We start from the raw sequence: 24,708 nt of genomic DNA on the forward strand, positions 1-24,708 counted from the left end.
GGTTTTTCTTTCAGAGATTTTATCAAAGCTGGTTGCTTCGCCAGACGAACTTTCCGTCAACAATCGTCCCAAGAACGGTTGTATGCAAGATATCCATAGGATCTATCGAGAAAATGTCCCGGTCTAAGATTGTCATATCAGCCAGATAGCCGGGAGCCAGCGTGCCAAGGCGATCTTCCATGCCGGTAGCAAAGGCAGGTCCCTGGGTGTACGCTCTGACAGCATCTTCGATGGATAATCGCTGTTCGGGGTGCCAACCTTCCGGTCCTGGTGTGCCGTCTGCGCGCCGTCGAGTCACAGCGGCATGGATGCCTGTCAGAGGATCCATTGTTTCTACCGGGCAGTCAGATCCAAAGGCCAGTACGGCGCCGTTGTCTAACTGGGTTTTCCAGGCATAGGCTCCATTAATCCGGCTTCCCCAGTGTTCATCTGCAATATACATATCCGATGTGGCATGGATCGGCTGCATGGAGGCAACCACCCCCAATTCTGCCAGGCGGGCGGTATCTTCAGGTGCCAGCAGTTGGACATGCTCGATACGATTCCGCAGCCCCGTACCCGGATGACTTTTTTTGGCCTCAGAATAGATGTTGAGAATTTCACGGTTTGCCCTGTCACCAATGGCATGGATGGCTGCAGCCAATCCATTGGCATTGGCTTTTAAAACACTGTCACAGAGAATCTCAATATCGGTGGTGGAAATGCCAGTATCCTGTGGAGCTGAGTCATAACCGGCCAACATCCAGGCGGTTTTTGGTCCCAGGGCGCCATCAGCAAACATTTTGACGGCTCCCAGATGCAGCATATCATCACCAAATCCGGTGCAAAGACCGGCAGCAATTGCCGAATCCAGGAATGTCAAAGGGATATTCTTGGTTACCCGCAAGGTCAGGGAACATTCTTTGTGGAGTTGCTGGAACGCACGGAACACAGAAGGTTGATCCATGTCATGGATGCCGGTCAAACCCATACGATTGGCATTCTGCATTCCCTGTTTAACGGCTTTGACGAGGTCTTCCGGCGCGATGGGCGGAATGATTTTTTCGACCAGTTTAATGGCTTCTTCCAGAAGTATACCGGTAGCCTTGCCAGACGCATCACGCACAATCTGGCCTCCAGCCGGATCAGGGGTATCGTCGGTTATTCCAGCCAATCGAAGGGCGGTCGAATTTACCCAACTGGCATGAGCGCTCTTTGCCACCAGAGCAACCGGATGATGGGGTGCAACACGGTCCAACATGGCGGCTGTTGGAAATGCCCCATTCCCCCATACATTGTGGTTCCAACCGTATCCGGTGATCCATTTTCCAGCAGGCAAGGTTTCTGCCCGTTGGCGTACTTCCCGGATCACGTTTTCTGCAGAAGGTTGTTCTGCATTGATAGCCAGAAGGCCGGTGGAATACCATTCGAAATGCAAGTGAGCATCGGTCAGCCCGGGGAGTACTGTGGCACCCTTCAAATCGACAATGTCTGCCGGTTCACCACAAAAAATTTGCCGGGCTTTTTCTCCCTGACCCAGATAAACAAACCTGTTCCCTCGAATAGCTGCAGAGGTTACTCGGGGTTGGGCGGGATTAAGTGTGTAAATCAGGCCGTTTTCCAATAGAAGGTTTGTATTGGGCATGATAATCCTCGGGGAACGATGAAATTGATTGTTCGAATTCGTATGAGATGGCTATATTGTAATGTACTGTGGCTTCGACTAAACCAGTGGTCAGAATGCTTCCCGCTGTCCGAGCCTGTCGAAGGCGGACTTGGGGCTTCGACGCGCTCAGCCGCCGGACAGCCTCAGCTGCCGGATCAGCTCAACCACCGGAGGAGTTCGCCACCGGTTTACTTCCCGCTGCCCGAGCCTGTCGAGGGCGGGCTCGGGGCTTCGACGAGCTCAGCCACCGGACGCGCTCAGCCATCGGACGAGCTCAACCGCCAAAAAGGCTCAGCTGCCGGACTGGCTTAGAAAAAAAAGAAGGCAGGGTTATCAGCCTGCCTTCACTACCAATAATGGACAGTACGCGTACAGTATTACACTGCACTGCGGGCAGCCGCTACAAATTCTTTCACACGCTTTGGATCAACAGGATTCCAGGTGTAACCATCCACTTTAAGGCTGGAACCCACAATTACACCATCGGCTACTTTAAGGAACTTGGCAATATTGTTAATCTTGGCTCCCGTATTGAGGAATACCGGTGCCATATCACCCACAGCATCTTTGGCTTCCTTAATCTGTGAGACATCCGGTTCTTCACCAGCCATCATGCCAGAGACAAGAATGACATCTGCCAGAGAGGAAACGGCGGCACTGCGGGCTCGCTGACCTACGGAGCGGTTTCCGAGAGGAGAGCAAAATTCAGGCGCCACATTGAAGAACTTGCGGATGTTCAATGAACCGGTGCGTACCTGAATATCCGTCACCTTGTTGACATCCGGGCTCCACAGGCCCATATCAGATTCATACGTGCCGGTCATTACCTCGCGGATGAAGGAAGCACCGGTGGCGGCAGCAACACTGATCGCTGTGATAGGATCCCACAGATAATCAACACCAAAAGGCATATCTTTTGGTTTCAATTCGGTTACAACACGGGTTTCAGCCGCAACCATCTCAGGACCGGCATGGAAAGTATACGGGCGGTCATCTTCATTGCAGAACATAACGGCGTCTACACCGCCTTCCTGCAGGTATTTCAAATCAGTCCGCATTTTTTCGACAATACCATCCAATCCAAGTTTTGCGTCATACCGGGGCGTTCCCGGTAAAGCAGGGATGTGCGCCATCGCGATGATCGGCTTTTCATGACCGAACAGCTCTTTAACCCATTTCATTGCTCTTCAACCTCCGATAAAGTAGTATCTGTGGGAACGGTCGTAAGGACCTCGATTCCCTGAATTCGATAACCCTGAAGCACTTCTTCTGATGCCCGCCCGTCTGTAATCAGCACGTCCACAACCGAAAGCGGAGCAACAAAGGAGAACCGGGTTTTTCCCAATTTTGAACTGTCTGTTAACACAATAATCTGCTCGGCATTATTGATCAGATTACGCTTGACCAGAGTATCTTCCAGGTTGTATTCCGTCAGACCATTTTCAAGGCTGATTCCCCCAATGCCAATGAAGGCTTTATCAATACGGAATTCCTGGAAAGTGCGTTCGGCGATATGCCCGATCAATGAACCTTCCTCCGGTCGGAGAATACCACCAGACAGAATAAGCCGAATGCCAGGGGCATCGGCCAGTATATTAGCCACAGCCAGGCTGGCGGTAAGAACCGTAAGATTGCGTTTACCGACCAGAGTCTTTGCCAGCTCCAGAACCGTAGAGCCATTATCCAGAGCCAGACTATCGCCATCCATCACCAGGGAAGAAGCGATCTCGCCAATGGCTCGTTTATCAATCACATTGATTGAACTGCGCATCAAATAGGGCGGTTCGTAACTTCGACCGCGCCGGGAAACAGCGCCACCATGAACCCGCTGCAGCAATCCCTGGTTTGAAAGCATGCTCAAATCACGCCGAATGGTCATTTCAGACACATCCAGCAATTCACACATTTCAGCTACCGAAATGGAGCTTCTTTTTTCAACCAATTCCAAGATTTTTTTACGACGTTCTGCAGAGATCATCCCCGACTCCTATTCGAAACTGTTTGAATTATATAATAATTATGGTTGAATGTCAACCTTCATATCAAGAAACGCCCGTTTTCGAACACTTTTCTACCATCCAGATAAATCGCCCCTTCTGTGCGGGTATCTTTAACAATATCCCAGTGAATGGAAGATTTATTGGTTCCACCACATTCCGGGTATGCCCTACCCATAGCAATATGAACCGTTCCACCGATCTTCTCGTCTATCAGGATATCCTTGCAGAAACGGGTCACCCCGGGGTTGGTTCCAATAGCAAATTCACCGATCAGGCTTGACCCGGCATCTGAATGAACAACAGATTGCAGGAATGTTTGGTTTGTGGATGACTCGGCGCTGACCAATTTGCCATGATCCCAAACAAAGCGGATATTATCCATCAGGCGGCCTCCGAATACACCGGGAAATTCAAATTCAATAGTGCCATCGATCGTTTCGGTTACCGGTGATGTAAAGATTTCACCATCAGGCATATTAATACGTCCGTCTGAAGCCACCCATTTTCGTCCGGCAACAGAGAAACGCAAATCCGTCCCTTTGCCGGTGATGCGGATTTCCTTCCCCTGTTCCAGTATTCCGGCCAGGCGGAACCAATCTTTGGAAACCGCCGGCCAATCCAGCAGACAGGCATCAAAGAACATATCTGTGATGGTCTCCTCATCGGTGTCTGCCTGCATGGCGAAAGCCTCATTGGGAACGCGAACAAGCGTCCAACGTGTCTTTTCCCAACGCATGGTGGAGACCTTTCCCATGGCACGCTGGTTGAGAGTTAATTTTTCCGTGGGAATGTCTGCCAGTTCGGCCAGGTTGTGTGCTCCACGCAGGCCGATATACACATCTGCCCATTCCATTCCATAAGCTTCTATTTCCGGCACCCAGGAAAGCTGTTCATCCGATCCATATTTCAGCAGCGAATGACGCAAAGTTTCTGATAGAAATTGAACCTGTGGGTATCCTCCTGCTTTGATGACTGACTCGTACGTTGCACGGGCCAGAGGCAGGGTTTCCACTTCATGCATGGCGATCATAACCCGTTCTCCGCGGGCTACTCGTGTAGAGTGATTTACAAGAATATCTGCCAGTTGATACCATCGCTTATCCATTGTTATATCTCCCAATCATTAAGAATTCATCTAGATATACACATTTTGTGTGCGTTCGCACAAAATAATTATAAACATTAATCATTTTATCCCAAAGAATAGATTTGTGGCAATCAGCTTTGAACACCTCAAATCTAATTTATTGATCTGAAGTTATCATGCAATAACCTACAGGCCTGTCTCCGGGATTTCCCCCCTCAGTTTTTATTGATTTTTGCTTCGTGAAAACTCGATAATCCAACATGTGTATCCATCCCCCATTCACGACTGGTTTTCAACCATCACCCTGTAAACCCTGATTCATAGTTTCGAAATTGATCAAAATTCAATCATTATCGAACAATTATACTTCTACATACCCATGAAAATTTTTCACGCCAGATGTAAAAAAAGGCCTGGTTATATGTAGAAATGAGAATACTGGAAAATATTGACAGAGAAAAAAAGAAAGTCAGCAAGTTGACTTATTTCATAGCATCAGTATGCAAAAAAGCCGGCAATTCCTTACGACGGGGAATTAAAAACATGACCAGAATACTCGCCACCAGGATAAAAGAAACCGCCAGACCACCTTCAGGGCCAAAGGCACCACCAGTAAGTAGATTTGAACCGGTCTCTTGAAGGTTGATTAATGTTGTCCCCCCGATAGATGAACCGCTCACCTCCAGTCCGAACAGGTTGCCCTGTGTCCAATTCCAAAAGCTATGGATGGCAAATACGCCCCACAGGCCGCCTTCCCGCATGGCGTACAGGCTGGCAAACACTCCGAACAGAAACAGGTTGACCATGGCAATCCAGTTAAGGTTTTGATTCAAGAGATGCAGGGAAGAAAAGAGGATAGAAGAGACCATTATCCCCCAGAAGGGGCCAAAACGGATGCCAAAAACCGGCAGTAGAAATCCGCGGGTCAATGTTTCTTCTGCTGCCCCCTGAACCAACCATCCCACCAGCATGATCAACACACCGGGAATGGCGCTCCAACCAGACCACACATAAGGGTCTGATTCAAAGTTCATCAAGCCGGCTCCCCAGAGAATGAATACCGGCATAATCATCATCAGGGTACCGACAGCCGCCCCTCGCAGGTATTTTTCTCGAATATTGGTTCGTTCCAACCCGGTCGTCCAGAAAGACCGATGTTCAAAAATACCCAGCCAGCCCCAAATAAACACAAAAAAAGGGAGAAAGCTAAACAACAGGAACATAGACGTGATTAGCGGAGAATTGGTTTTTAAAGGATTGTGAAACGCTGCCACCGAAAAATTTTCAGAAGCCAGGTTTACAACGATCACCGGAGCCGCGCAAAAAGATGAAAGTACCGGAACAAGACCGGCATAAAAGAAAGCCAACAGAGGATAGGCAAACTCCCAGATATTCTGCCAGATATGGTTGTGAAATCGGGGAATGGCCAGAGATCCCTGGCGTGCCAGTTCAAATAACTGATTATTTGAATCTAAAACCCGGTTGAGCATGATCTAATTATGATATTTTCATTAAAATTCATCAAGTGAATCTTACCCCCAAAGTTATAATGCAAGAAATGAATTCTCCGTGGCTTCTGGTAGCTTTATTTATTTTCCATGATGGTGAAGAGGTTTTATTTCTACCCACATGGGTTCAAAAGAATGCTGTTCTGTTTGACGAACTGGAATCGAAGCTGCCATTTTTAAAAAGATCATTGCACCTGTTGCGCCATCATAACCAGAAACAATTCAACATTTCTGTACTTTTAGAATTGGCAGTGCTCAGTTTTTTCAGTGCAGCCGCAGTTCTTTTCCCTCAAATCACGTGGATTCGAATTGCCTTTATTTCTGTTCTGGTTTTATTTACCCTTCATTTAGTATTCCATGTGGTCCAAAGCCTTTTTATCCATAAGGTTGTCCCGGGTACCATCACTTCAATCCTTGTATTTCTGCCCAGCCTGATTTTATGGAAGAATCAAATTCAATCAGCAGGAATAACGTGGGGTTTATCAATGTTTTATGGTTTGATTGTCGCCATTCTCTTTATTCCTCTATTTCCAGTAATTCTTAAAATTGGTCACTGGGCGGCGAGTCCTACGAAAAAATTAGAGTAAGTTAAAAATTTCATCAAAATCTTTTTTGGTACTTGTATTTTGTAAAATATCGTTGTAATATAACAACCAATACATTCCAAACGAAACTGGAATGTGAAACTCAACAATAGAATATATTTGATGCACTCTTATCCAGAGAGGTGGAGGGACGGGCCCTATGATACCTCGACAACCAGCCGCAAGGCATGGTGTCAATTCCCGCAGAAGCAGTATTCTGGGAGATGAGAGGAGATCTGTGGCTTTTCCGCACCTCTTCTTATCTTTAGAAGAGGTTTTTTTTCGGAGAAAGCCATGCCTATTAAAATACCCAATAAATTGCCCGCCCGTGAAATCTTAAACAGTGAGAATATTTTTGTAATTGATGAAGACCGTGCATTGCATCAAGATATCAGAGCCCTGCGCATCGCCATCCTGAACCTGATGCCCACCAAGATTGCCACCGAAACCCAATTGGTGCGCTTGCTTGGGAATTCCCCATTACATGTAGATCTGACCCTTCTGCGAACAAAATCTCACGAGAGCAAGAATACCCCGGCCGAACACCTGCAGGCCTTTTATAAAACCTACGATCAGGTGATGCATGAACGGTTTGATGGACTGATCATCACCGGAGCCCCGGTGGAAAACCTGCCCTTTGAAGAGGTAGATTACTGGCAGGAATTGACGGAAGTGATGGACTGGTCTGAACACAATGTGTTTTCGACATTTTTCATCTGCTGGGGTGCGCAGGCCGGGCTTTATCACAGGTACGGGATTCCCAAATACCCGTTGCCAGCCAAAAAATTCGGTGTTTTTGAACATTATGTCACCACAAAGAATACCAACCTGTTGCGAGGTTTTGATGATATCTTTTATGCACCTCACTCTCGTCATACAGAGGTTCGCCGTGAGGATATTGAAAAAGTCTCCGAGTTGGATATCCTGGCTGAATCCCCCGATGCCGGAATCTATCTTGTCTCTACGCATGATGGCAAACAGGTTTTTGCCACCGGTCATTCAGAATATGATCCCCTCACTCTGAAAGCCGAATATGACCGGGATGTGAACCTTGGCTTACCCATAGCCATCCCACGGAATTATTACCCCAACGACGATCCCGCACAATTACCCATTGTGCGCTGGCGCGGTCACGCCAGCCTGCTGTTCTCCAATTGGTTGAACTACTGCGTGTATGAAGAGACACCGTACAACCTGGATGAACTGAAGTAATGCTACAGGACATGAAATTTCTACAAAGAGGTAGGCAAAATGAAAATGTGTATGTGTAGAAAATGACTGTGCCCTGTGATGCAGTTGCATCCATCGTTTTCAAGTTTTTTTGTTCAGTCTAAGGAAAAATTATTATGACTCCCAACCAGGTCACCAGAAAATTCGGATTTTCCACCCGTCAATTGCATGCCGGTCAGGTTGCTGACCCGGCAACCAATTCATTGGCCGTCCCTCTCTACCAGACTTCATCGTATGCATTCAACAGCACCGAGCATGCTGCCAATCTGTTTGCCCTTAAGGAACCAGGGAATATCTACACCCGGATCATGAATCCAACCAATGATGTCTTTGAACAGAGAGTGGCATCGCTTGAAGGCGGTGTAGGAGCCCTGGCTGTCAGTTCAGGGCATGCCGCTCAGGCGCAGGCAATTCTTACCCTCACGGCTGCCGGTGACCATATTGTATCGGCAGCCACCCTGTATGGAGGCACGTATACACAATTTGCCTATACTTTCCCTCGGTTGGGAATTGATGTGACTTTTGTTGATCCTTCCAATCCAGAGAATTTCCGTAACGCCATCCGTCCTAACACCAAGATCCTGTACGGTGAAACACTCGGAAATCCACGCATCAACGTTTTTCCCGTGGAAGAAGTGGCCGCCATCGGGAAGGAATTTGGCATTCCACTCATTATTGACAATACATTCGCCACCCCTTATCTATTCAGGCCATTTGAATGGGGTGCCAATATTGTCACCCACTCTGCCACCAAATTCATTGGCGGACATGGCACATCCATTGGCGGTGTTATTGTGGATGGCGGGAATTTTAACTGGGAAGGCAATCCCCGCTTCCCCAATTTCAATACCCCCGATCCCAGTTACCACGGGCTGGTGTTCGCCTCGATAGGTCCGGCGGCCTTTATCACCAAGGCGCGCGTTCAAGTTTTACGGGATTTTGGAGGATGTCTTTCACCCTTTAATTCCTTCCTTTTTCTTCAAGGACTCGAAACACTCAGTCTGCGGGTGGAACGGCATGTTGCCAATGCCCAGAAAACAGCCGAATATCTGGAAAAGCACCCCAAAGTCGCATGGGTTGCCTACCCTGGTTTGAAGAGCAGCCCTGACTATAAAGCCGCCCAAAAGTATCTACCAAAAGGAGCCGGCTCGATTTTAGGGTTTGGGATCAAAGGCGGTAAATCAGCCGGCGGCAAATTCATTGACAGTCTCAAGTTATTCAGCCATGTTGCCAATGTCGGTGATGCCAAGAGCCTGGCCATCCATCCAGCCTCTACCACGCACAGCCAGCTGAATGAACAGCAGCAAATTGAAGCGGGGGTTTCGCCAGATTTTATCCGTTTGAGTATCGGTCTGGAGGATATCGAAGATATTCTCTGGGACCTTGATCAGGCACTGGATCAGGTCTAATTCGACATCGGGAAAAAATTGATCAACCGGCTTATCCAATTGGATGGCCGGTTTTTTTTACATGAATTTTGTCTATTTGTGATATTTATCACTTGTAATATCTGATTTGATCTGTATAATATGATATAGGTTGTTATAGCATATGGACGATATTCTCACCGCACGTCAAGCACAGGAAATCCTCAAGGTAGACCGCATCACCATCTACCGGATGATCAACGATGGCCGCCTGAAAGGGAATAAGATCGGTCAGCAATGGCGTTTTTCCCGGTCTGACGTGGAAGACCTGCTAAATGGGTTGAAACTCTCGGATGATTCAGCGCAAATCGCCGATGACCGCGGATTGCCCGTGCACTGCCTTCAAGCCATTCAAGACCTGTTTTCTGCCGTGAGTGAATTTCCTGCGGTACTGGTCAATCTGCAGGGCGAACCCATCACCAATAGCAGCGAGGTCTGTCAGTTCTGCCAGTTCGTATCCACCGATCCAGTAGCATCTGAGAAATGCCAAGCTTCGCGAAGAGGATTTGCCGAAGAAGCGGCACATGGTTCCCGGCATTTCGTCTGTCATGCCGGGCTGCATTATGCCGGGGTGCCGGTCAAACAGAGTGAGAAAATCATCGGCTTGCTGCTGGTAGGAGGTTATCGCCGGCAGGGAAACAACGAAGAAAACAATAGATTTAACCGAGTTACTCTTTCACATATTCCACAGGAACAACTTCAAGCGGCCTATCAGACCGCACCGGAATTTCCTGCCGAACAGGAAAACAAATTGGATTCATGGGCAGCTGCGACAGCGCAGGCTTTTGAAAGCATTCTTCAGGAACGGTCAGCTTTTGCCCGGCGATTAAAAAAGATAGCAGATCTAACCCAAATTCCCTGAGGAGGTAAGCCATGAAAACATTTTTAATCCTGGGAGCCGGAACAGCTGGAACCATGATCGCCCGTAAAATGGCCGGCAAGCTAGATTCGCACGATTGGAAAGTGATCCTGGTAGATAAAGACGAAAAGCACTACTATCAGCCCGGCTTTTTGTTTATTCCATTCGGCTGGTACAAAGCCGAAGACGTTATTAAAACCAAACAGGAATTCATCCCCGGCAATATAGAATTCATCCTCTCCGATATTGAGATGATCGAACCGGCTGCCAATAAAGTCAAATTAACCAAAGATAACCGTGAAATTGCTTATGATTATCTGGTGATTGCCACAGGGGCAAGCATCCATCCTGAAGAAACAGAAGGCCTGCAGGGAGCCGGGTGGCATAAAAATATTTTTGATTTTTACACATATGAAGGCGCTGCCGCCCTCCACTCCTTCCTTGATAAATGGGAAGGCGGTCGGCTGGTAATGAATGTGGTGGAAAATCCCATCAAATGCCCGGTTGCTCCGTTGGAATTCCTTTTCCTGGCAGACGATTACTTCACCCGTAAAGGGATACGAAACAAAGTGGAACTGGTCTATGCCACCCCTCTCACCGGTGCCTTTACCAAACCAAAATCCGCCCGGGCTCTGGGAGACATCCTGGCCAGCAAGAATATCCTCATGGAAACCGAATTTAATACCGGTGAAGTGGATTCTGGGAAAAATATTCTGCGTTCATTTGATGAACGGGAAATCCCATACGATTTATTGATCAGTATTCCCACCAATAAAGGCGCTGATGTGATTGGTCGTTCCGGTCTGGGCGACGCGCTCAATTTTGTTCCGACAGATAAATTCACCCTTCAGTCGAAGGATTGGCCAAATATCTGGGTAATGGGCGATGCCACCAACATTCCGGCATCCAAAGCTGGAGCCGTGGCACATTTTGAACTGGAATTTGTTGTGGAAAACATTCTGGCGCATATGGCCGGTAAAAACTTGCCCGGCGGGTTTGACGGTCACGCGAGCTGCTATATTGAATCAGGGTTTGGAAAAGCGGTGCTCATTGACTTCAGCTATGATGTTGAACCGCTGCCAGGGAAATATCCATTGCCGGGTATTGGACCTTTCTCCCTGTTGAAGCAAACCACCATCAACCACTGGGGAAAACTCTTTTTCCGGTATATGTACTGGTATATGATGATGAAGGGAATCGATGTTCCCCTGCCCAGCGCGTTCAGTCTGGCGGGAAAAGAACAATAGAAGGCATATAAATTCAATCCAGGAGGAATGAATTATGGCGACAAAAACAATTGCAGGCAAAACGGTTCAGGTGAATGACGAAGGATTCATGACCAATCCGGCTGAATGGACTAAGGAAATTGCTATTGAAATGGCCAGGGAAGAAGGCATTGAAAGCCTTACTGATGCTCATTGGAAAGTGATTGATTATGCGCGTCAGAGCGCAGCTTCCAGCGGAGCCTCTCCCACTTTGCGGACTATTACCACCGGTTCCGGTGTCTCTACGAAAGACCTGTTTGCCCTGTTCCCCAAAGGACCAGCCAAGAAAGTGGCGAAAATTGCCGGCCTCGGCAAACCCGAGGGTTGTGTCTAAAACGATCTATCGTGACGTTCTTTGATAAGGAGACCTGACAATGGCTGATGAACAAAGGAAAATTGCCTTTATCTGTTCAAAGGGTAACCTGGATATGGCTTACCCTGCCCTGGTGATGGGCTGGGCTGCCCTGGGTAACGGGATTGATGTAACCATATTCTTCACATTCTGGGGAATGGATATGATCAACAAAGCTCGTATTGATCACCTGGAAATTCCCCCGGTCGCCAACGCCAGCATGAAAATGAATATGATGGGTGTTCCCGGTTATGTCGGTATTCCGCAATTTCTGGGAGCATTCCCCGGCATGACACCAATAGCCACCAGTCTGATGAATAAAAAGATGAAAGACCTGGGGGTTCCAACAGTACGAGAATATCTTGAAATGCTGGTAGATGGCGGTGCGAAACTGTATGCATGTAAAATGTCTGTCGATATGTTCGGATTGAAGAAGGATGATTTTGTGGACGGTGTGATCGACATTGTTACCGCCGGTGACTTTATGGATATGACAGAAGGCGCTCAAATTATTTTCATCTGATCCATTTTCTCCCTCCCGAATGGATCATTGAGCGATTAAGATCACAGAGGCCGAAAATGGCCTCTGTGATCTTGTTTCTACCAGTAATGTCTACCAATAATAGAGGGGCTTCAGTACCCCGGTATAAACGTCAGTTACTCAACATTTCGGTGGCGAGAGATCATGGCCGCTTCCGAGATATTCAACGTATCCATCAACATCATCACTATGATGTCAAATAACACAAACAGGGTCTGCTCAAACAGGTTGCCCATGGGTTGCTTGGATGGAACCACTTTGTCGGTACCTTTATACACATGTGCCGGCACCCATAGGACAAAATCGGCGAGGGCGGGGGTCTTCCCGGTCCGTGTACCGGTAACCACGGCCAGCTTTGCACCGGCCGCTTTGGCCATTTCTGCCACAAAGTGGATATGACCAATCTCACCGGAACCTGAGGTAAAGATAAACAAATCTCCCGGTTGAACATTGGGGGTAGTGTCATCCCAGACCCAATGAGTTTCTTTACCCATGTGCATCAAGCGCATGGCGAATCCACGGGTAGCCAGGCCTTCGCGTCCAACTCCCATTAAAAAGATTCGTTTGGCGTTGATGATCAACTCCATAAATTCCTGAAGTTTCGATTGATCCAAAGTTTCAAATACCTGACGGTGTTCATTCAGGATATTCTTATACATCTCATCGAAGTTCATTTTGCCTCCTGAGGAACAACTTCACTATCTTTCGCGATGGATTTCGATCGAGCTCCCCATTTATCAATGATGAAATTGATTACCATGATCAGAAGCAACATGAAACCAAAGATCATCCGTTTGGCATAAGGAGAGAAGGCAAACAGGGTGAACGCACTTTGCAGAATTTGCAGGATGAGGATACCAATGATCACATTGGTCACCTTGCCGCGACCACCATTGGGATTGATACCGCCAAGAACGGCTACAAGAATGGCCTGAAGAAGGTAAGAATCGCCATAATTGTATTTGGCTGAATTCACACGAGAAGTCATAATAATGGCGGCGATACCGGATAAGAAACCAGCCAGTGCATAGGTTTTGATGATCATCTTTTCATTTTTGATACCCGAAAACAACGAGGCGATCCGGTTTTCGCCATACAGGTAAATACTCTGACCAAAAGGTGTCCGCACCATAACAAACGCTACCACGGCGAATGCAATGAAGAAGATGTAAAACACCAGCGGAATACCAAGGGGAGCAGATGTTCCGATGGAAAGGTAGTTATCGGGGAAACCGACAACACCTTTACCTTCTGTAATAGCGGTGCTGATGCCGTTATAGAACGTCATCGTCCCCAGAGTGGCAAGGATTGCCGGAACAGAAAATTTGGCTATCAAGATACCGTTAAAAACACCACCCAGGGTGGCCACAATCAATGCAACCAGAATCGCGATGATCACGAGTGTCAGGTCGCTCATTCCAGAATTCAGGCCAAAAACAGCACCAGTTAAGACATAGCCGGCCATAATGCCAGCCATATTGGCATTGGCTACAACAGAAAGGTCAATGCCGCCCGTGATCATGGCAATAGACATAGCCAATGCCAGGAAGGCGAACTCGGGTATCTGGTACCCCATGGATTGGATATTATCGAAAGAGAAGAATTTATCCTGCAAAATGGAACCGAAAAGCAAGATGAGAAAGATCAACAGTCCTAACAAAACAGTTAGAGTCGTATCTTGACGAATGAATTTTTTCATTTGAGTAATCATTCCGTGCCTCTTAATCTGTAAATGTCAGGTTACGGCGGCTTCGCAGACGCGACATATACGACGTCAAACCGACACTGAAGAGCAGCACCGCACCGGTAAAGAACCCATTCCAGGATGACGTAAGGCCAAGGAAAACCAGGGTCGAATTCAACAATCTGACAATGATCACACCAAGCAGTGTTCCCAAAATCTTACCTTCACCACCGGTCAATTTTGCTCCACCAATCACAACGGCCGCAATATACGTTAATTCTGTTCCGTAAAGGGCTACAGCATAGACAGAGTTGACTTCGGCAACATAAATCACACCCATGATCCCGGCCAGCAAACCCACATAGGTGTAAATAAACATTCGGATCCAAAACAGATTGAAACCGGAACGTTTGGCAGCCTCTTCTGAGTTGCCCAGGGCGATAACACCTCTGCCCAGCATTGTTTTATATAGAATAAACCAGGTCACCACCACAACGATCACAACCGGGATGATGAAAACTGTAAGCCCATAGGTGCTTCCCGCGTCATTCACCATTTCAAAAAGGCGGAAACCGCCAAATGCTCGCAACGATTTAGGCATCATACCGACTGTAATAGTTTTCGTTCCAATAAAGGTCGTCATAATGCCGGAGAACAGACTGGACGTACCCAGTGTGGCGATCATGGTTGGTAGATGAAATTTATGAATGATCAGCGCATTGACAGCACCCAGGAGAATGCCAATCACAGCGGAAACTACAAAAGCAAATGCCAGGTTATCAATCTTTGTCGCCATCATCAACCGGGCGGCAGAGTATCCACCGAACATGGCAATGGCCGTGAAAGACAGGTCAATTCCACCGGATAGCAACACAACAAGGATTCCCATCGCCAGGATGATCATCCCGGAGCTACCTTTTAAAACATCAAAGAAATTCTCAAGGGTAAAGAAACCGCTATTTTGTGTTGTAACAATAATCGAATAGATCAAGATGATACCCATCAGGTACCATTCATTTTGATTGATATATTTCTTCAGTCGTTTCATGCCTGAGCCTCCAGGACTGGAATGGATGGCTGAAAATCGTCCCCGCCACCGCTCATCATGGATTGCAGCCTGTCAGCAGCATCGGGTTTCTCCAATTCCTCATTGGACAGGAATCCAACTACTTTATTTGCACGCATCACCATAACTGAATTGCAATTTGCCAGAAGTTCAGGCAATTCATCAGATATCAAAATTATCGACATGCCCTGGGAGGCAAAACTCTGGATTTGTTCGTAAATATCTACCTTCGAAGCAATATCGACACCAACTGTCGGGCCATCCAAAATCAATACCTCGGGATCTGTCAAAACCCAGCGGGCGATTACCGTTTTCTGCTGGTTTCCTCCCGACAAATTCTGTACACTGGTTTCTACATTGGGGGTACGGATATGCAGCTTCGCAACCATATTAATGGCGTTTTGCCGCTCACCTTTCCGATCCAATAATCCAGCTTTTGTGGTGATGGAAGGAAGAGATGCAGAGGATATATTCTCTGAAATACTATGAGTCGGGAAAAGTGCCTGGGTGTAACGGTCTTCAGGTAGGAGGCTTAATCCCGATACAATCGCATCGGTTGGAGAATGAATGGATACGGTTTTTCCGTTAATAATAACCTGGCCGCTTTTTGATGGATTCAATCCAAAGAGAGACAGAGCCAGCTCTTCACGACCAGAGCCTTTCAAGCCGGTGATCCCCAGGATATCTCCACGGCGCATCTTGACATTCACATCTTCAAAATGACCGGGGCGGGAAAGTCCACGAATTTCAAATCGAATATTGTCATCCGTTGCTTTGCGAACATAACGCGGATATTCCACATTCCGGCCAGTCATGTGGTAAATCAATGAATGGTAAGAAAGTTCCTTGCTATTAAAATCACCCACTTTCCGGCCATCGCGGAAAATGGTGATTGTATCGGCAACTTCGAAAACTTCGTTCAATTTATGACTGATAAATACAACCGATAAACCCTTTTCTTTCAGTTCAAGGACTATTTTTAACAACCGATCTACTTCGATATTCGTCAAAGCAGTTGTGGGTTCATCCATAAAAAGCAATTTGGCATCCAGGCTCAATGCCCGGCAAATGGCAACCAGCTGGCGGTTGGCCATTGAGATTTCGTCAATAGGACAATCCAAATCCATCGTCTCGCCAATTCGAGCCAGCTGTTCCTCAGCTGTCTTCCGGACCTCTGCCATATTGACTAATTTCTTGCCAAGTGCAACCATCTTGTTCATTGAAATGTTTTCCGCCACTGTCATATGCGGAAAGAGTGAAAGGTCCTGATAAATCACCTGGACACCTTCGCGAATTGAATCGATGGGATTCAGACTGCGGTAGGTATGTCCGTTCAAGGTAATCTCACCATTATCAGGAGTGATTGCACCTGACATGACCTTTACGAATGTTGATTTTCCAGATCCATTCTCCCCTACCAGGCAGTGGATCTCCCCGGCTTTAATGCACATACTGACATTATCCAGGGCATGAACACCCCCATATGTCTTTGAAATATTATTTGCTTCCAGAATATTTCCGGGCATGGCGATTCAATTCCTCCGGCACATAAATCCGATGCTGCCTGAAGATCAGCAGGCAGCACCGGATTGAATTAATGGGGATTTTTAGAAATCGTATTTATCTACAGTGTCTTTGGTGAGAATCAACGGAGCATTGCCGTAGATGATTTTCTTATCAAGAATAACTTTTTCGTAACCGGGTTTCTTGAGGTCCATGCCATCAGTGATCTTTTCGCCTTTAAGGATGTTCAGTGCGATCAGAGCGGAGACATAGCCCGCGTCAGCAGGGCGCCAGCATTGAGCCTGCTGGATGAAGCCGTCTTTGATGTATTCGCCAGCCATTGAGGGGAGGCTCAGACCAACAACTTTGATATTTTTGTTGTTCTTTTCCTTCATTACCAGACCTTCCATGGTCGTGGAGGAAGCGGAATTTCCAAACATTCCTTTGAGATCGGGGTAGGTCTTAAGAATTTCCTGAACTTTTGCGTAGGCAGCTTTTTCGTCATTGTTGTCTTCGTAAGGCTGCTTGGAAACAAATTCCATCTTGGGGTATTCTTTTTTCAGGTATTCCTGCATGGCATTGAACCACTGCATGTGGGTTTCCATGGTGAGGGCGCCAACGAAACCGGTGTATTTACCTTCGCCGCCCATAGCCTCGGCCAGAGCTTTACCCATAACAACACCGAAATCTTCATTCTTGAAGGCTTCCAGATCATAGTCAACGATCGGAGCGAGAGCCTGGGCTTCATGGGTCACCACAACGATACCTTTTTCTTTCGCTTTCTTAAGAACTGGTTCCATTGATTTCGGATCATTGGGGACAACGAGGATAGCATCTACACCCTTAGCAATCAAATCTTCCACCATCTGAGCCTGTTTGGCAGGATCACCGGTATCGGGGGCAATTTGATAGGCATTGACATTGTAATCTTTGCCAAACTGCTCAACGCCAACGCGCATATCATCGAACCATGAAACGCCTTCCATCTTGGCGACCATGACGATTTCGTATTTCTTGTCAGCCTGGGCAGGTGCTGCAGGAGCAGAAGCTACCGCTGAAGCAGGTGCAAATCCCAGTGTGGAAAAAGCAATAATTAAAACTGATACCACTACAAGTAACCGTTTCATTATCTCTCCTCTAATGTTTAACAAATAAAAATTGGGGGAATTGTTGCCTCATTCATACCAGTAAATTAGCGGTGTTATGAGGCCTTGCAAATAATTTTCAAGCTCAGTACATCACCTTCTTCCTGGAAAATTATCTGGAATAAATTGTGTAAATGTTTTCACACTGAACCAATAACTTGTTTCATAATACTATAAACTTCATGTCATATATTGATGATAAATGTCACGTATTGTCCGATTAATGTCACATTGTGTAATAAACGAACAATATTATGCATATAATGAGCCATGAGAAATGGAAACGCTTTCACATTAAATTACATATTCGTAAGCCAAGATGTGCAGTCTGATTTACAGTATTATTAAAATGTTTGCAGAACTAGATTTCCGGGAGCATCTGATTGAGAAGAAAAGAACTGGGTCCCGATAAGCATGTAACGATAAAGGATGTGGCGGAAGCCGCAGGTGTCTCTCTGGCTACTGCTTCTCGCGTTCTTTCCGGTCGGGGATATGCCAGCGAATCGACCCGGGAACGGGTTAACAATGCCATTCGAGAATTAAATTTCAGGCCCAATGAAATGGCCCGAATGCTGACCTCCCAGCATACAGATTCAATAGGACTGGTTTTGAAGAACCTGGTTGATCCTTATTATGGACATCTGGCCAATGGCGTTCTCGATCGTGTTCATCAACTTGGATATCACGTTATTGTCTGTGCCACCGATGAAAATGAACAACTTGAGAGAGAGCACATAGAAATGTTGATGCGCCAACGGGCAGCAGGAATTATTGCTGTTCCAACCGGATCAAACCAGGAAAGCTGGCAGGAATTGATCAACATGGGTGTCAAGACGGTCTTTATCGATCGCCAGGTCAGCGGCCTGGGAGATGTTGACACTATTCAAGTGGATAATGTCCGCGGTGCCCACAAAGCAATGTCATATCTCATTTCGCTGGGGCACAGTCGAATTGGAATCATAAACGGCCCGGTTTATTCCCAACAGTATGCAGACAGGTTGAAGGGCTATCTGGATGCCCTCACAGAAGCAGGCATCAAACCTGATCAGGAATTACAGGAAAACCTGTCATCGAAAAGTGAAGATAGTACCCAGGCTATAAACCGTCTCTTATCATTACCCAAACGACCAACAGCATTGTTTATGACCAATTCATCTATAGCCAATTCGGCTATCTTTACGCTTCGTGAATATCACCTGCAGATTCCTGATGATATCTCGCTAATTATCTTTGATGATGCACCACTGGCACAAATTAATAATCCCCCCATAACAGTGGTGGCTCAACCCATGGCGGCTATCGGACATCTTGCCATGGAGCAATTGGATCGCATTCTAAAACAGAGTGAACAACAGATCCAACAACCGGTTCAACGGATCATCATTTCACCCGAGTTGATCATTCGGTCAAGTTGCTCGAGCCCGAAAATAAAAAGGTGAAACCTGTTATGGTCTTAACCCGGTTTTTTTCCAACGAGAATCCATCCTCTCAGAATGAATCTGATTTTTCTGGAAATAGAAAATTCGGCTTCACTGAAAATGGATATAATACTTTCAATAACAGGATCAAAACCAGTTTTCTGAATTGTAGTAATACCGGGGGGCGGAATGTATTAAAGATATTTTGCCAGAGCCCCGGCTTTTTTAAACTTCTTAACCGTGTTGTACGTTTCCCAGACTTAAGAGTATCAAGCATGGAAATACCCACAGTTATTGGATCACCTACCTGCTTTCAGACGAAATCCAACAAAAACTTCCGTCGTGATTCTTTATGCCATCCAAACGATATTACTGGAACTTCCATCCATCAACTCTGTTTTAAGCAACATTTATTCCCCAGGCAATCTGTTCCTACAAGAGGTGGAACGGCACAATTTTTTCTTACTGGTAGACCGGGTTTCTTTTCACCTGCGGCTTTTCCCTTATTTGAGAGGTGAATGGTGAATAACAAGTACAGACACTTCAATTGTCCCATTCGAAGACATGAGGAAGGGAAGCGGCTATGAAGAAGTTGATCAATGACCCGAAGAATATATTACCCGAAATGATGGAAGGGTATCTCGGTGTATACGGAGATGTCCTTCGACAGATCGAGTCTTATACGTCTCTGGTACGGAAAAACCTGGAACCGGGTAAAGTTGGATTGTTGGTAGGGGGCGGGAGTGGACATGAACCCCTTTTTCTGGATTATTTAGGGCCAGGCTATGCGGATGGAGTAGCTCAGGGCAATGTGTTTGCTTCTCCTTCACCAGATAACATACTTGCCGTAACCAAAGCCATTGACCGTGGAAGAGGTGTGGTTTACGTGTTTGGAAACCACTCGGGTGATAATCTGAATTTTGGTATGGCCGCTGAACTGGCTGCGCAGGAAGGCATCAAAACACATATTGTTCTGGTGACAGACGATGTGGCTCTTGTGCCGCCTGAAAGAATGAAAGATCGCAGGGGTATTGCCGGAATCATTTATGTCATGCGGATTGCCGGAGCAGCCTGTCAGGCTGGTTATGATCTTGATGCGGTCAGAGATGTGGCAGAAAAAGCCAATTCGGTAACCCGCACCATGGGTGTAGCCCTTTATCCCGGAACAATTCCAGGCGAACCCAAAGCTTCTTTCGAGCTTGCAGAAGATGAAATTGAAATTGGACTGGGTCTGCATGGTGAACCGGGTGCAAGAACAGGGAAAATTAAAACCGCCGACGAAATCGTTGATGAAATGGTTGAAGCGATTGTTAAGGATGTGCCTTACAAGAAGAATGACGATGTATGTGTTCTGGTAAATGGTCTGGGTGCTACATCACGCCTTGAGTTGATGATTGCCACCCGGCGTATCTTGCAGGACCTGACCAAACTTGGAATCCATGTACATGACATCAAAGTTGGCAATTTTGCCATCTGCCAGGAAATGGCCGGCCTGTCCATCACTATGATGCGCCTGGATTCAGAACTGATGAAACTGTATGATTCACCCTGTTATTCAGCCATGACCAGCCAATTCACTCTTAATCCACTCCGCCCGCAGAGTCATCGGAATTCTTCGGGTAGATATTAACCATGGCATTATGCAACGGGGAACACACCAGATGGGATGATATTTCAAGTTTTCATGTTCAGGTTTTCATTATAAGTAATGCCTGTAATGCCCAATATTTGTAGACATTGGCAGACCAGGTTCAACCATTATTGATAAAGGATGAAGAAAAATGAAAAAATTTATTAATGATCCTAATGATGTTTTACCCGAAATGATGGAAGGTTACCTTCGAGCGTATGGCGATATTATTGAACGAATCGAAGACTACCCATCCGTTGTGTTGAAAGATCTTGATCCCGGGAAGGTCGGCCTGATCGTTGGCGGCGGCAGCGGTCATGAACCTATTTTCATTGAATATCTGGGAAAAGGAATGGCCGACGGCGCATCTCAAGGAAATATTTGCGCCGCCCCCTCACCCGATAACATTCTTGCTGTTACCAAAGCAGTGGACCGCGGCAAGGGTGTTGTATATATCTATGGTAATTATTCTGGTGATTGCATGAATTTTGATATGGCCGCAGAATTGGCTGATCTGGAGGGCATTAAAACAGCCACTGTTCGTGTGACAGATGATGTGGCTTCTGCACCGAAAGATCGCATTTCAGACCGCCGTGGAATCGCCGGAGATTTCTTTGTCATGCGCATTGCCGGCGCTGCCTGCTATGCCGGATATGATCTGGAAGATGTAAAACGTGTGGCCGATAAAGCCAATGCCAATACCCGCACTATGGGTGTAGCCCTGACTCCAGGCACCATTCCGGGCGAAAAACCCGCCTTCACCCTGGGCGAAGATGAAATGGAAATCGGCATGGGTCTGCATGGTGAACCTGGAATCCGCCGTGACAAAATTCAACCTGCCGACAAAATTGTTGACCAGATGATGAAAATGATTCTGGAAGATCTTCCCTTCAAAAAAGGTGATGATGTCTGCCTGCTTGTTGACGGATTTGGTGCAACCACACGCATGGAAATGATGATCATCATCCGCCGGGTCAGTCAACTGTTAGATAAAGAAGGTATCACTCTTCATGATGTGAAATTTGGGAATTTTGCCACATTCCAGGAGATGGCAGGTAGCTCAATTACATTGATGCGCCTGGACGATGAACTCAAGAAGTTGTACGACTCACCCATGTGGTCAATTCTGTTTGGCCAGAAGGGATTCAGCACCCATAAATAATGGTGTTTGAATTCATCTGGTTTTCCAGATATCTTTGACAGAAGGATATGCTCATATGAAGACATTAACAGCAGCACAGGCCAAGTCCATGATGATCTTTGTTTCTGCCGCTATGGTTGAAGCCAAAGAAATCATGTGCGAAGCAGATCGAAATATCGGTGACGGTGACCACGGCATTGGGATGGCCAAAGGTTTTGGCGCCGCCCTTCAGGAATTGGGCAACCAGGATTTTACCGATGTATATAAAGTCTTTTTTACCGTCGGTCGAACCATGATTAAAGAAATGGGCGGTGCCTCAGGTATTATTTTTGGTACGCTTTTCTTCGCCGGCAGCAAGAATGTGGAACCTGCGACTGAAATTGGCATCAAAGAGTTCACCACCATTTTTGAAAAAGCCCTGGTTGAAATCAAAGCCAAAGGACATGCCAGTGTTGGTGACAAGACTGTGGTGGATGGCCTCGAACCGATGGTAGATGCCATGAAGAAAAATGCCGAAAAGGATATTTCTTTTGAAGAAATTTTAAAAATCGCGCTCGACGCCGCCACAGCCGGTATGGAATCCAGCAAACAATTTGTTGCCAAATTCGGGCGAGCCAAGACACTTGGTGAACGCGCTATCGGTTACCCGGATGCTGGATCTGTTTCCCTTACGTTGATCATAAAAGCCATGCTTGACTGGGTAAATAAACAGTAACATTCCTTCAATACATCACTTTTCTTCAAAATGAGATTGGTCAAGAAACATGCCAATCTCATTTTATTTCTAGAATTTATTAATTCAATGTATGATTCAAAGGAAAAATCTGAAATAACGTATGGTTTTTAACAGCCAATTTTTGAACATAAGGAAAGTTCTTTCCATCTGCACCGATAATTCAATACGCCTTCCTGGTGCCGAAATTTTCAACCTCCTTTGCCACTTTATTATGGAAAAGAGTCTATGTTGCAGGTTGCAGAAGATATAATTTATAGGGTAATTTTTTACTGTTCTGGTAGAAATACAGAGGAGAAACAATGCCGGTTATTACTCTATTAACAGATTTTGGTTTACGCGATGGGTATGTAGGTGTAATGAAAGGGGTAATCTGGAAGATTTGCCCTGATGCGCAGATTGCGGATATCACCCATTTCATCCCTCCGCAGGATATCCGTCAGGGAGCCATAGCTCTGCAGCGTACAGTTAAGTATTTTCCAAAAGGGACAGTGCATATAGCGGTTGTGGATCCCGGAGTGGGAACCAACCGCAAGCCGCTTGGGATGGAAGCTGACGGTCATTATTTCATCGGACCAGACAACGGTCTATTCTCTTTGATCTTGCAAGATGCAGAATCCCGCGGACTGCAATCCCGATGTTTTTCTCTGGATAAATCGGAATACTGGCTGCCAGAGATCAGCCGGGTATTCCACGGCCGGGATATTTTTGCTCCAGCCGGCGCCCACCTGGCAAAAGGCGTTCCATTGGAAAAAATGGGGACTCCCATCAATGACCCCATCCGCCTGACGATGCCTACTCCCCGCATTCAGGGAACAACCATTACCGGTGAAGTAGTTACTGTAGATAATTTCGGGAATCTTGCGACCAACATTCATTCAGACCTGCTCCAGAATAAAACCAATCTGGTAATCAAAATCTGTGGAAAAACAATAGACGGCCTTATCCGAACATTTGACGACCGGCCGGCCGGCGAGCTGGCTGCCATGATCGGTACAGAACACGATTTGATCCTATCGGTTGTTCGGGGTAATGCAGCAGAATACCTGCAGGCTAAACCGGGTGATCCGGTTGAGGTTACAACAAAATCATGAACAAACCGGTCATCTCACTTACCACCGATTTCGGTACGGCTGATTATGATGCCGGTGTTTTGACCGGAGTTATCTGGTCTATCGCTCCACAGGCCAATATCGCCGTTTTGACACATGACGTTACTCCGTTTAATATTCTTGAAGGTGCGGTGATTCTTTCCCGCTGTACACCATTCTTCCCGGAAGGATCAATCCACATAGCGGTGGTTGACCCCGGTGTTGGAACAGAACGCCGTGGTCTGGCTGCCCGGCTGGGAAAACAGATTTTTGTCGGTCCGGATAACGGCCTGTGCACCTTAATGGTGGAACAGGCGCACAAAGAAAATCTTCCAGTTGAGTTTTATGCTCTCGAAAATACGGAATACTGGCTGCCGTATGTGACCAGTGTATTCCATGGACGCGATATTTTTGCCCCTGTAGCTGCTCATCTGGCTGCCGGTATACCTTTAAATAAGGTCGGTTCTCCGGTTGTTGATCCTGTTTTGCTGGAATTACCGGTTCCTATTCAAACTGCCAGTGGCTGGCGTGGAACCATCCTGCATGTTGATCACTTTGGCAACCTCACCACCAACCTGACGGCTGGACATTTGTCTGGCAAGGTTAATTATGTTGTAACGATCCAGGGAACTGCCATAACTGGCCTGACCACCACATACGGATCTGCCAAACCGGGCGAGTTGCTCACCCTGCTGGATGACAGTGACTGTCTGGAAATTGCTGTTTCACAGGGCAGTGCAGAAAAACGTCTGCAGGCTCGTGTGGGCACAGAATTTGAGTTGGTTTTTCAGGAGTGACT

The 24,708-nt window shown here is 46.7% G+C and carries 23 protein-coding genes and 1 riboswitch; of the genes, 13 read left to right on the forward strand and 10 right to left on the reverse strand.

From position 1 onward, the window contains the following. Positions 1-22: 22 nt before the first annotated feature. The 5 genes from LTAR_RS11645 to LTAR_RS11670 all read right to left on the reverse strand — a co-directional run bounded on the left by LTAR_RS11645 (position 23) and on the right by LTAR_RS11670 (position 6,222). The gene (locus LTAR_RS11645; protein WP_062422412.1) at positions 23-1,624 is read right to left on the reverse strand and encodes an amidohydrolase; all 1,602 of its coding nucleotides are present in this window, start codon (positions 1,622-1,624) and stop codon (positions 23-25) included. A 398-nt stretch (positions 1,625-2,022) separates the two neighbouring features. Next, positions 2,023-2,826, reverse strand: a complete 804-nt coding sequence (locus LTAR_RS11655) for a BtpA/SgcQ family protein (protein ID WP_062422414.1) — start codon at positions 2,824-2,826, stop codon at positions 2,023-2,025. Beyond that, positions 2,823-3,623 (reverse strand): DeoR/GlpR family DNA-binding transcription regulator, encoded by an 801-nt coding sequence (locus tag LTAR_RS11660; RefSeq protein ID WP_062422415.1) that lies wholly within the window; start codon positions 3,621-3,623, stop codon positions 2,823-2,825. Before LTAR_RS11660 ends, LTAR_RS11655 begins: the two co-directional genes overlap by 4 nt. 59 nt (positions 3,624-3,682) lie before the next feature. Then, positions 3,683-4,750 (reverse strand): aminopeptidase, encoded by a 1,068-nt coding sequence (locus LTAR_RS11665; RefSeq protein ID WP_062422416.1) that lies wholly within the window; start codon positions 4,748-4,750, stop codon positions 3,683-3,685. A 464-nt stretch (positions 4,751-5,214) separates the two neighbouring features. Next, positions 5,215-6,222, reverse strand: a complete 1,008-nt coding sequence (locus LTAR_RS11670) for a CPBP family intramembrane glutamic endopeptidase (RefSeq protein WP_062422417.1) — start codon at positions 6,220-6,222, stop codon at positions 5,215-5,217. A gap of 59 nt (positions 6,223-6,281) precedes the next feature. On the opposite strand from LTAR_RS11670, the gene LTAR_RS11675 reads away from it, so the two are divergent. From LTAR_RS11675 to LTAR_RS11705, 7 genes are all read left to right on the forward strand, one after another. Continuing rightward, positions 6,282-6,827, forward strand: coding sequence for an HXXEE domain-containing protein (locus LTAR_RS11675; RefSeq protein WP_062531998.1), 546 nt, complete (start codon positions 6,282-6,284; stop codon positions 6,825-6,827). A gap of 125 nt (positions 6,828-6,952) precedes the next feature. After that, positions 6,953-7,055: riboswitch (SAM riboswitch) on the forward strand. A 63-nt stretch (positions 7,056-7,118) separates the two neighbouring features. Beyond that, complete coding sequence (gene metA, locus LTAR_RS11680) at positions 7,119-8,036, forward strand: homoserine O-acetyltransferase MetA (RefSeq protein WP_062422419.1); 918 nt, start codon at positions 7,119-7,121, stop codon at positions 8,034-8,036. Positions 8,037-8,170: 134 nt separating this feature from the next. Then, positions 8,171-9,463, forward strand: coding sequence for an O-acetylhomoserine aminocarboxypropyltransferase/cysteine synthase family protein (locus tag LTAR_RS11685; protein ID WP_062422420.1), 1,293 nt, complete (start codon positions 8,171-8,173; stop codon positions 9,461-9,463). Between the two features lie 142 nt (positions 9,464-9,605). Beyond that, positions 9,606-10,343, forward strand: a complete 738-nt coding sequence (locus tag LTAR_RS11690) for a PocR ligand-binding domain-containing protein (RefSeq protein WP_062422421.1) — start codon at positions 9,606-9,608, stop codon at positions 10,341-10,343. Positions 10,344-10,354: 11 nt separating this feature from the next. Further along, positions 10,355-11,587: a type III sulfide quinone reductase, selenoprotein subtype gene (sqr, locus tag LTAR_RS11695; RefSeq protein WP_062422422.1), complete on the forward strand. Its 1,233-nt coding sequence runs from the start codon at positions 10,355-10,357 to the stop codon at positions 11,585-11,587. A gap of 34 nt (positions 11,588-11,621) precedes the next feature. Then, positions 11,622-11,939, forward strand: a complete 318-nt coding sequence (locus tag LTAR_RS11700; RefSeq protein ID WP_062422423.1) for a TusE/DsrC/DsvC family sulfur relay protein — start codon at positions 11,622-11,624, stop codon at positions 11,937-11,939. A 40-nt stretch (positions 11,940-11,979) separates the two neighbouring features. Further along, on the forward strand, positions 11,980-12,480 hold the full coding sequence (locus LTAR_RS11705) for a DsrE/DsrF/DrsH-like family protein (protein WP_081419956.1): 501 nt from the start codon (positions 11,980-11,982) through the stop codon (positions 12,478-12,480). Positions 12,481-12,614: 134 nt separating this feature from the next. On the opposite strand, the gene hxlB is transcribed toward LTAR_RS11705, so the two are convergent. The 5 genes from hxlB to LTAR_RS11730 all read right to left on the reverse strand — a co-directional run bounded on the left by hxlB (position 12,615) and on the right by LTAR_RS11730 (position 17,878). Continuing rightward, complete coding sequence (hxlB, locus tag LTAR_RS11710) at positions 12,615-13,172, reverse strand: 6-phospho-3-hexuloisomerase (protein ID WP_062422425.1); 558 nt, start codon at positions 13,170-13,172, stop codon at positions 12,615-12,617. Next, complete coding sequence (locus LTAR_RS11715) at positions 13,169-14,197, reverse strand: ABC transporter permease (protein WP_062531999.1); 1,029 nt, start codon at positions 14,195-14,197, stop codon at positions 13,169-13,171. Before LTAR_RS11715 ends, hxlB begins: the two co-directional genes overlap by 4 nt. A gap of 22 nt (positions 14,198-14,219) precedes the next feature. Next, positions 14,220-15,230, reverse strand: a complete 1,011-nt coding sequence (locus tag LTAR_RS11720) for an ABC transporter permease (protein ID WP_062422427.1) — start codon at positions 15,228-15,230, stop codon at positions 14,220-14,222. Further along, on the reverse strand, positions 15,227-16,774 hold the full coding sequence (locus tag LTAR_RS11725; RefSeq protein WP_081419957.1) for a sugar ABC transporter ATP-binding protein: 1,548 nt from the start codon (positions 16,772-16,774) through the stop codon (positions 15,227-15,229). Before LTAR_RS11725 ends, LTAR_RS11720 begins: the two co-directional genes overlap by 4 nt. 81 nt (positions 16,775-16,855) lie before the next feature. Beyond that, on the reverse strand, positions 16,856-17,878 hold the full coding sequence (locus tag LTAR_RS11730; RefSeq protein ID WP_139044530.1) for an autoinducer 2 ABC transporter substrate-binding protein: 1,023 nt from the start codon (positions 17,876-17,878) through the stop codon (positions 16,856-16,858). Between the two features lie 401 nt (positions 17,879-18,279). Between LTAR_RS11730 and LTAR_RS11735 the strand changes: the two genes are divergently transcribed. From LTAR_RS11735 to LTAR_RS11765, 6 genes are all read left to right on the forward strand, one after another. Then, entirely contained in the window at positions 18,280-19,335 is a 1,056-nt protein-coding gene (locus LTAR_RS11735; RefSeq protein ID WP_062422428.1) for a LacI family DNA-binding transcriptional regulator, read from the forward strand. 562 nt (positions 19,336-19,897) lie between these two features. Further along, positions 19,898-20,944, forward strand: a complete 1,047-nt coding sequence (locus LTAR_RS11745) for a dihydroxyacetone kinase subunit DhaK (RefSeq protein ID WP_081419958.1) — start codon at positions 19,898-19,900, stop codon at positions 20,942-20,944. Positions 20,945-21,095: 151 nt separating this feature from the next. Continuing rightward, positions 21,096-22,106: a dihydroxyacetone kinase subunit DhaK gene (locus LTAR_RS11750; protein WP_062422430.1), complete on the forward strand. Its 1,011-nt coding sequence runs from the start codon at positions 21,096-21,098 to the stop codon at positions 22,104-22,106. Positions 22,107-22,161: 55 nt separating this feature from the next. Beyond that, positions 22,162-22,800, forward strand: coding sequence for a dihydroxyacetone kinase subunit DhaL (gene dhaL / locus LTAR_RS11755; RefSeq protein ID WP_062422431.1), 639 nt, complete (start codon positions 22,162-22,164; stop codon positions 22,798-22,800). A 320-nt stretch (positions 22,801-23,120) separates the two neighbouring features. Beyond that, a complete protein-coding gene (locus LTAR_RS11760) occupies positions 23,121-23,912 on the forward strand; it encodes an SAM hydrolase/SAM-dependent halogenase family protein (RefSeq protein ID WP_062422432.1) in 792 nt (263 codons plus the stop codon). Continuing rightward, positions 23,909-24,706 (forward strand): SAM hydrolase/SAM-dependent halogenase family protein, encoded by a 798-nt coding sequence (locus tag LTAR_RS11765; RefSeq protein ID WP_062422433.1) that lies wholly within the window; start codon positions 23,909-23,911, stop codon positions 24,704-24,706. The genes LTAR_RS11760 and LTAR_RS11765 overlap by 4 nt, the downstream gene beginning before the upstream one ends. The last annotated feature ends 2 nt before the right edge of the window (positions 24,707-24,708 follow it).

Source organism: Leptolinea tardivitalis (assembly GCF_001050275.1).
In the GTDB taxonomy this organism is placed as follows: Bacteria; Chloroflexota; Anaerolineae; order Anaerolineales; family Anaerolineaceae; genus Leptolinea; species Leptolinea tardivitalis.